This is a genomic window from Catenulispora subtropica, from assembly GCF_039531675.1.
In the GTDB taxonomy this organism is placed as follows: Bacteria; Actinomycetota; Actinomycetes; order Streptomycetales; family Catenulisporaceae; genus Catenulispora; species Catenulispora subtropica.
The window spans coordinates 136,032-143,473 of sequence record NZ_BAAAQM010000020.1 but is presented as its reverse complement, the minus strand read 5'-3'; the positions used below and the strand labels follow the sequence as shown (position 1 = coordinate 143,473).

Genomic DNA, 7,442 nt, shown 5'->3' with positions numbered 1-7,442 from the left:
AGCCCCCGCGCACCATCACCACCATGGCCGAAGGTCGTATCAAGCCTTTAAGACCAACAGACCAACCGCCACCATCTCCGGCAACGGGATCAGGGCCCGGACCCCGAGGAACCCGAACCCTGATGCCCGCTGCATGCTATTCCGCTAGCTCTCGCGACCCGCTAGCAACCCGCCCCCGCGACCCGCTAGCAACCCGCTCCCCGCTCCCGCTCCCCGCTACTAACTCCCCGCTCCCCGCGACCCCTCACCCCTCCGGCAACGGCTGCGGCGCCGCGATCCCCGCGTAATGCGCCGCAGGCCGAATGATCTTCGAATCCCGCGCCTGTTCCAAAATGTTCGCGCACCACCCGATCACCCGTGACGTCGCGAACGTCGGCGTGAACATGTCGCGCGGAACGCCCGACAACTCCATCACCACGCCCGCGTAGAACTCGACGTTGGTGTAGAGCTGACGCCCCGGCTTGAGTTCGGCCAGGGCCTTGATCACGTGGGCTTCGACGGCGACCGCGAAGTCCACCAGGTCGCCGCCCAGGCGCTGGGCGACGCCGCGGAGCATGATCGAGCGGGGGTCGTCGGTGCGGTAGACCGGGTGCCCGAATCCCATGATCCGGGCACCCGCCTCGACCTGCTCGCGGACCCACTCCTCGGCCTTGTCCGGGGTGCCGATCTCGTCCAGGGTGTCCAGGGCCCTGGACGGGGCGCCGCCGTGCAGCGGGCCGGACAGTGAGCCCAGGGCGCCGGTGACCGCGGCGGCCAGGTCGGCGCCGGTGGAGGCGATGGCGCGGGCTGTGAAGGTGGAGTTGTTGAAGCCGTGGTCCACGGTCGAGATCAGGTACTGCTCGATCGCGCGGGCCTGCTCCGGGGTCGGTTCGGTGCCGGTGAGCATGGAGAGGTAGTTCGCCGCGTATGACAGGTCGTCGCGGGGTTCGACCATCTCCAGGCCCTTGCCCAGGCGATGGACCGCGGTCAGCACGGTCGGTGCCAGAGCGCTGACGTACAGGGCATCGGCGCGGCGGGTGGCCTCGTCGATGTCGTACAGGGGGCGCATGCCGCGCTGGCCGGCGAGCAGGGGCAGGGCCGCCCGCAGGCCGTTCATCGGGTCGCCGTGGACCGCCTCGGCGATCGCCGGCAGCAGGGCTTTGACTTTCTCCGGGAGGTGCCGCAGCGGTGTCGTCTCGGCGACGAACCGCTCCCGCTGGGCCGCGTCCGGCAGGTAGCCGTCGATCATCAGAACCCAGACGTCCTCCAGGGTCCGCTTCTCGGCCAGCTCCACCGCGTTGTACTGGCGGTAGTGGTAGAAGCCTTCCTCACCGCGTACGTCGCCGACCTCCGTGTCGGTGACGATGACGCCGGCCAGGCCGCGCGGAACCTCGACGGTGGTGACGCTCCGCGTGGGGCGAGGCTGCTCGGATCCGAGCATCGTCGTGCCTCCTTGTGTGATTGTGTCGTCACCCCCGATCTTGGGCACCTCGTACGCCGGGCGTCAATCGGTGCGTGCGGGGATATGTGATGATCATGGGGTGTACGCTGGCGCCGTGACGGATGTGATCTCCCTCACCGGACTGGTCAAGACCTTCGGCCGCGGCGCCGGTGCGACCCGCGCGCTGGACGGGCTGGACCTCGCGGTGGCCCCCGGCGAGGTGCACGGCCTGCTCGGGCCGAACGGCGCCGGCAAGTCCACGACGCTCAGGGTCCTGCTGAGCCTGCTGCGCCCGGACGCCGGCGAGGCGCGGTTGTTCGGCCGCGACGCCTGGCGTGACGCCGTGGCCCTGCACCGCCGGCTCGCGTATGTGCCGGGCGATGTGGCTTTGTGGCCGGATCTGTCGGGTGGCCAGGTGCTGGCGATGCTCGCCAAGCTCCGCGGCCGCGCCGGCGATCCACGGCGCCTCGCGGAGCTGCTGGACCGCTTCGGCCTGGACCCGTCGAAGAAGGGCCGCGCCTACAGCAAGGGCAACCGCCAGAAGGTGATGCTGGTCGCCGCCTTCGCCTCCGACGTGGAACTGCTGGTCCTGGACGAGCCGACCAGCGGCCTGGACCCGTTGATGGAGGCCGAGTTCCGGGCCTGCCTCACCGAGGAGAAGGAGCGCGGCCGCACCATCCTGCTGTCCAGCCACATCCTCTCCGAGGTGGAGGCGGTCTGTGACCGGGTCAGCATCGTCCGCCGCGGCCGGGTGGCCGAGTCCGGGACGCTGGCCGAGCTGCGGCATCTGACGCGGACACTGGTGAGCGCTGAGGTGGAGCGGCTGCCCGACGGGTTCGACCGGTTCCCCGGCCTGCACGAGGTGCGGATCACGGAGCTGGGGCGGACCGCCGACACCGCCGATACCGGAGACACCGCCGACACCGCCGACACCGGCGGCACCGGGCCCGCCGGGGGAGTGCGGCTCGAGTGCACCGTCGACACCGAGAACCTGTCGAAGCTGATGGTCGCGCTGGGGACGGAGGGAGTCAGGTCCCTGACGAGCCGTCCCCCGACGCTGGAGGAGCTGTTCCTGCGGCACTACGCGGCGTGATCGGCAGCACGAGCACGAACACGGTGCGCCCGGGAGCGGACGCCACCGCGACCCGCCCGCCGTGCGCCTCGGCGATCGCCTGCGTGATGGCCAGGCCGAGGCCGGTGCTGCCGGAAGCGCGGGACCGGGTCGGATCGCCGCGGGTGAACCGGTCGAAGACGCGCTCGGCGAGCTCCGGCGCCAGACCCGGACCGGTGTCCTCGACCGTGAGCCGCGCCGAGTCCCCGCGCAGCGCTATGCCGACGGTGACCCGGGTGCCCGCGGGAGTGTGCACCCGCGCGTTGGTGACCAGGTTGGCGACGGCCTGCGCCAGGCGGTGCGGGTCGCCCGGCACCACGACCGGATCGGTCGGCAGGTCCAGGCGCCACGCGTGCAGCGGGTCGGAGGCGGCGGCGTCGCCGTCCCCGTGATCGGCCGCCTGCGCGTCGTCGACCGCGTTCAGGACGAGCAGCGTCAGATCGACGTCCACCGACTCCAGCGGCCGCCCGGCGTCCAGGCGGGCCAGCAGCAGCAGGTCGTCGACGATCCTGCTCATGCGGCGGGCCTCGGCGTCGATGCGGGTCAGGGCGTGGTGCGGGTCGGCGCCGCGGCGCAGAGCGAGTTCGGCGTGCCCGCGGACGGAGGCCAGCGGCGTGCGCAGCTCGTGGCCGGCGTCGGCGGCGAAGTCGCGCAGGCGGCGCTCCACCGCCTGGCGGCGCGCGAGGGCGTTCTCGACGTGGCCCAGCATCCGGTTCAGGGACGCGCCGACGCGGCCCACCTCGTCGTGCCGGTCGGCGTCCGGGACGCGCACGTCCAGTGCCACCTCGCCGCTGGCCAGGGACAGGGTGCTGACCCGCTCGGCGGTCGTCGCCACGCGGTCCAGCGGTCGCAGCGCGAGCCGCACCCACGCCCCGCCGCCCACCGCGGCCACCACCACCGCGCCGCCGAACAGCGCGAGCTCGGTCATCGCGAGGTCGCGCACCGTGTCCTCGACGTGCTCGAAGGGAAGGCCGGTGACCAGGGTGTCGCCGTCGTCGCCGGCCACCGCGCGCAGACGGTAGGCCCCGAGCGCCGACAGCCGGACGGTGTGCGCCGAGCCGTCCGGCGGCAGCGCCAGCAGCGCCCGGGAGTCGGCGGCGGACAGCTTGACCAGGGAGGTGCCGTTGCCGCTGGCGCGGGCTATCACCCCGGACTGCGTCACCATGCCGTCGGCGGACCGGGCGCCGAACGTTCCCAGGGCCTGCCCGCGGGTGTCCGAAAGCGGGTTCTCGGCCTGGCCGTGCTCCAGGCTCTCGGCGTAGTGCGGACCGGCCGCCACGAGTTGCTGGTCCAGCCGGTCCACCAGGAAGGTGCGCAACAGCGCCGCGGTGGCCAAGCCCACACCGGCGAAGATCACCGTCAGCAGTACCACCAGGCCCAGCGTCAGCCGACCCCGCAGCGTGCGCGGCCGCAGCCGTCTCACGGCGCCGCGGCCTTGATCACATAGCCGGCCCCGCGGACCGTGTGGATCATCTGCGGCCGGCCGGCGTCGACCTTCTTACGCAGGTAGCTGATGTAGAGCTCCACCACGTGGGCCTGCCCGCCGTAGTCGTACGACCACACCTCGGCCAGGATCTGCGCCTTGCTCAGCACCTGCCGCGGATGCCGCATCAGGAAGCACAGCAGGCCGAACTCCTTCGGGCTCAGCTCGATCGGCTCCCCGCCCCGCGTCACTTCCCGCGCCGCCTCGTCCAGCACCAGGTCGCCGACCACCAGGCAGTCCGGCCCCGGCGCCTTCCCGGCCCGGCCGCGCGCGGTGCGCCGCACCAGGCTGCGCAGCCGCACCACCACCTCGTCCAGGCTGAACGGCTTGGCCACGTAGTCGTCGCCGCCGGCGGCGATCCCGGCGATGCGGTCCTCCACGGCGTCCCGCGCTGTGAGGAACAACACCCGCACCTCCGGCCGGGAGGCGTGGATCCGCCGCATGACCTCCATGCCGTCCAGGTCCGGCAGCATCATGTCGAGCACCACGGCGTCCGGCCGGTAGGTGGCCGCCGCCGAGACCGCCTCGCGGCCGTCGTACGCGCCGACCGCCTCCCAGCCCTCGTGCCGCAGCGCGCCGCACACCACCTCCACCAGATCCGGCTCGTCGTCGACGACCAGGAAGCGCCAAGGTTCGGCCGGGTTCAGAGAGCTCACTGCCATGGCCGCCATCGTGCTGAACTTGCGTGAAGATTGCCTAAGGATTCCGGCCGGACGGCGGCCGTTCTGAGGAAACTCAAAGGAAGCGCTGTTTATCTCGGGGCATGAGCACGACCGCACTGCGTCGCGACACCGCCCCGCCCGGGCCGAACCCCGGGGCGAACCCGGGGGCGAAGCCGTCGCCGGAAGCCGTCCCGCGGCTGGCCCTCGCCCTGGTCGCCGCCGGCGCCGCGGCGGTGCTGGCGGCCTGGTGGCACAGCACCGACCACGTCACCGGCGCGGCCGGCTGGCTGACCGGCGCCGGCCGGATCACCGGCCTGCTGGCCGGCTACCTCGCGCCGGTCCTGTTGCTGCTCATGGCCCGGATCCCGGCCCTGGAGCGGCACGTCGGCAGCGACCGGCTGGCCCGCTGGCACGCCTTCGGCGGACGCTACCTCGTCTACCTGGTCACCGCGCACGTCCTCACGATCACATGGGGTTACGCGCTCACCGACGGCAAGAACCCGCTGGCCGAGGGCGTCGAGATCGTCTTCCACTACCCGGAGATGATCAAGGGCACCCTGGCCACCCTGCTCATGCTCGGCACCGGCGTGGTGTCGGCGCGCGCCGCCCGGCGCCGGATGAGCTACGAGACCTGGTACTACTTGCACCTGGCGACCTATCTGGCGATCGCGCTGGCGTTCAGCCACCAGATCGTCAACGGCGCCGAGCTGTCGGTGCAGCCGGAGCGGACGCTGTGGTGCGTCTACTACGTGCTGGCCGCGGCCGTGCTCGGCTGGTACCGGCTGCTGCTGCCCGCGATCCGCGACCGCCGGCACCGGCTCACCGTGCACTCGGTGGTGCCGGAGGGCCCGGGCGTGTACTCGGTGATCCTGCGCGGCGAGCGTCTCGGCGAGCTCAAGGCCCGGCCGGGACAGTTCTTCCGGTTGCAGTTCCAGACCCGGGGCCTGCGGTGGGTGGCGAGCCCGTACTCGCTGTCGGCCGCGCCGCACCCGAACTTCCTGCGGTTCACCGTCAAGAACCTGGGCGGCCACAGCGCGGCGGTGGCCGGGCTGCGGCCGGGCACCAAGGTGCGGGCCGAGGGGCCGTACGGGGCCTTCACCGAGGACAAGGTGCGCTCGCCCCGGGTGCTGCTGATCGCCGCGGGCGTCGGGATCACACCGATCCGGGCGCTGTTCGAGACGCTGCCCGGGCAGGTGACGCTGCTCTACCGCGCCGGCCGCGAGAACGAGATCCTGTTCCGCTCGGAGCTGCAGGAGATCGCGGCACGGCGCGGGGCGCGGCTGGTGTACCTGGTGGGCAGCCGGCGGCGGCACGGGAGGACGCTGACCGCGGCCGGGCTGACGCATCTGGTGCCGGGGCTGACCGCGCACGACGTGTACCTGTGCGGCCCGGAGCCGATGCAGCGGGCCGTCATCGCCGCGCTGCGGGAGGCCGGGGTGCCCGCCGGCCGGATCCACCACGAATCGTTCGAGTTCTAGAAAGGCCGTTCCATGCGCCGCGCGATCGTTACCGGAACCGCGACCGTCTCGGGTGTCGTGCTGCTGCTCGGGTTGAAGCCGCACGAGGACACGCCGAGCGCCGCTCAGAAGTCACTGTCGATCACTTCCGATCAGCAGGCGAATCAGGGTTCCTCGAACCAGGGTTCCTCGAGCCAGGGCTCGACGAACCAGGGCTCGACCAACCAAGGTTCGACCAACCAGGGTTCGACGACGCCGAGTACCGCACCGCCGAGCTCGAGCCCGGCCAAGTCCTCGTCGACCAAGACCGTCACCGGCGACGCGGCGGACACCCGCTACGGCCCGGTGCAGGTCGCCGTGACCTTCACCGGCAAGAAGATCACGAAGATCGACGTGGTCGAGTACCCCACCGAGAGCGGCCGCGACCGTGAGATCAACTCGTACGCGATCCCTCAGCTGAACCAGGAGGCGATGGCCGCGCAGAGTGCGAACATCGACGGTGTCTCCGGCGCGACCTACACGGCGGAGGGATATGTGCAGTCGCTGCAGAGCGCGATCGACAAGGCGGGCGCATGAGTGTGCGGCACGTCGAGCACGTGATGGGCACGGTCTTCTCGATCGTCGCCGACGTCGGCGACGGTGTCGCGGAGGCGGTGGCGCGGCTGCACGCGATCGACGCCAAGTTCTCGACCTACCGGCCGGAGAGCGCGATCAGCCGGATGGCGCGGGGCGAGCGGGTGGCGTTCGACGCGGAGGTCGCCGAGGTGCTGGAGCGCTGCGCGGAGGTGGAGGCCGACACCGGCGGCGCTTTCAGCGCGCGTCCTGACGGGCGGCTCGATCCCAGCGGTTGGGTGAAGGGCTGGGCGATCGAGGAGGTGAGCCGGCTGCTGGTGGCGGCCGGTTCTCGCAATCACCTGGTGGTCGGAGGCGGGGACGTGCAGGCCCGGGGCGAACCCGAGACGGGCCGCCCCTGGACGGTCGGCATCGCCGATCCCCTGCACCACGGCCGGTTCGCCGCGCTCGTATCAGGACGCGACTTCGCGGTCGCCACCTCCGGCACCGCCGAACGCGGCGACCACATCATCGACCCCGCGACCGGCCTGGCCGCCGCCGGCTTCGCGTCGGTGACGCTGATCGGCGAGCGGATCGCGCGCACCGACGCGTATGCGACGGCGGTGTTCGCGATGGGTCCGGATCGCGGGCTGGAGTGGGTCGAGAAACGACAGGGACTGGAGGCCTACGCGGTGCTGCCGGGCGGGCAGACAGTGGAGACCAGCGGGTTCGCGGAGTATCTGACCGGGTGAGCCGC

At 72.0% G+C, this 7,442-nt stretch carries 7 protein-coding genes; 4 read left to right on the top strand and 3 right to left on the bottom strand.

What is annotated here, in order from left to right; all coding sequences use genetic code 11:
- Positions 1-244: 244 nt before the first annotated feature.
- Positions 245-1,420: a citrate synthase gene (locus ABD466_RS19165; RefSeq protein ID WP_344658451.1), complete on the bottom strand. Its 1,176-nt coding sequence runs from the start codon at positions 1,418-1,420 to the stop codon at positions 245-247.
- 115 nt (positions 1,421-1,535) lie between these two features.
- Here ABD466_RS19165 and ABD466_RS19160 point away from each other — a divergent pair, with 115 nt between their 5' ends.
- The gene (locus tag ABD466_RS19160; protein ID WP_344658450.1) at positions 1,536-2,513 is read left to right on the top strand and encodes an ABC transporter ATP-binding protein; all 978 of its coding nucleotides are present in this window, start codon (positions 1,536-1,538) and stop codon (positions 2,511-2,513) included.
- Here ABD466_RS19160 and ABD466_RS19155 read toward each other — a convergent pair.
- Positions 2,449-3,954 carry a sensor histidine kinase gene (locus ABD466_RS19155; protein WP_344658449.1) on the bottom strand — a complete coding sequence of 502 codons (1,506 nt, stop codon included), beginning with the start codon at positions 3,952-3,954 and terminating at the stop codon, positions 2,449-2,451. The two genes, ABD466_RS19160 and ABD466_RS19155, sit on opposite strands and share 65 nt — an antisense overlap.
- Entirely contained in the window at positions 3,951-4,676 is a 726-nt protein-coding gene (locus ABD466_RS19150; RefSeq protein WP_344658448.1) for a response regulator transcription factor, read from the bottom strand. The genes ABD466_RS19155 and ABD466_RS19150 overlap by 4 nt, the downstream gene beginning before the upstream one ends.
- A 101-nt stretch (positions 4,677-4,777) precedes the next feature.
- Between ABD466_RS19150 and ABD466_RS19145 the strand changes: the two genes are divergently transcribed.
- Genes ABD466_RS19145 through ABD466_RS19135 form a run of 3 tightly spaced genes read left to right on the top strand, consistent with a single transcriptional unit; the run spans position 4,778 to position 7,437 of the window.
- On the top strand, positions 4,778-6,154 hold the full coding sequence (locus ABD466_RS19145) for a ferredoxin reductase family protein (RefSeq protein ID WP_344658447.1): 1,377 nt from the start codon (positions 4,778-4,780) through the stop codon (positions 6,152-6,154).
- Positions 6,155-6,166: 12 nt separating this feature from the next.
- Complete coding sequence (locus tag ABD466_RS19140) at positions 6,167-6,709, top strand: FMN-binding protein (protein WP_344658446.1); 543 nt, start codon at positions 6,167-6,169, stop codon at positions 6,707-6,709.
- Positions 6,706-7,437 (top strand): FAD:protein FMN transferase, encoded by a 732-nt coding sequence (locus ABD466_RS19135; RefSeq protein ID WP_344658445.1) that lies wholly within the window; start codon positions 6,706-6,708, stop codon positions 7,435-7,437. Before ABD466_RS19140 ends, ABD466_RS19135 begins: the two co-directional genes overlap by 4 nt.
- The last annotated feature ends 5 nt before the right edge of the window (positions 7,438-7,442 follow it).

Bases quoted from the DNA above. Each gene is read 5' to 3' on its own strand.
- ABD466_RS19145 (WP_344658447.1), top strand. From the start codon at position 4,778: ATGAGCACGACCGCACTGCGTCGCGACACCGCCCCGCCCGGGCCGAAC.
- ABD466_RS19135 (WP_344658445.1), top strand. From the start codon at position 6,706: ATGAGTGTGCGGCACGTCGAGCACGTGATGGGCACGGTCTTCTCGATC.
- ABD466_RS19150 (WP_344658448.1), bottom strand. From the start codon at position 4,676: ATGGCAGTGAGCTCTCTGAACCCGGCCGAACCTTGGCGCTTCCTGGTC.
- ABD466_RS19165 (WP_344658451.1), bottom strand. From the start codon at position 1,420: ATGCTCGGATCCGAGCAGCCTCGCCCCACGCGGAGCGTCACCACCGTC.
- ABD466_RS19140 (WP_344658446.1), top strand. From the start codon at position 6,167: ATGCGCCGCGCGATCGTTACCGGAACCGCGACCGTCTCGGGTGTCGTG.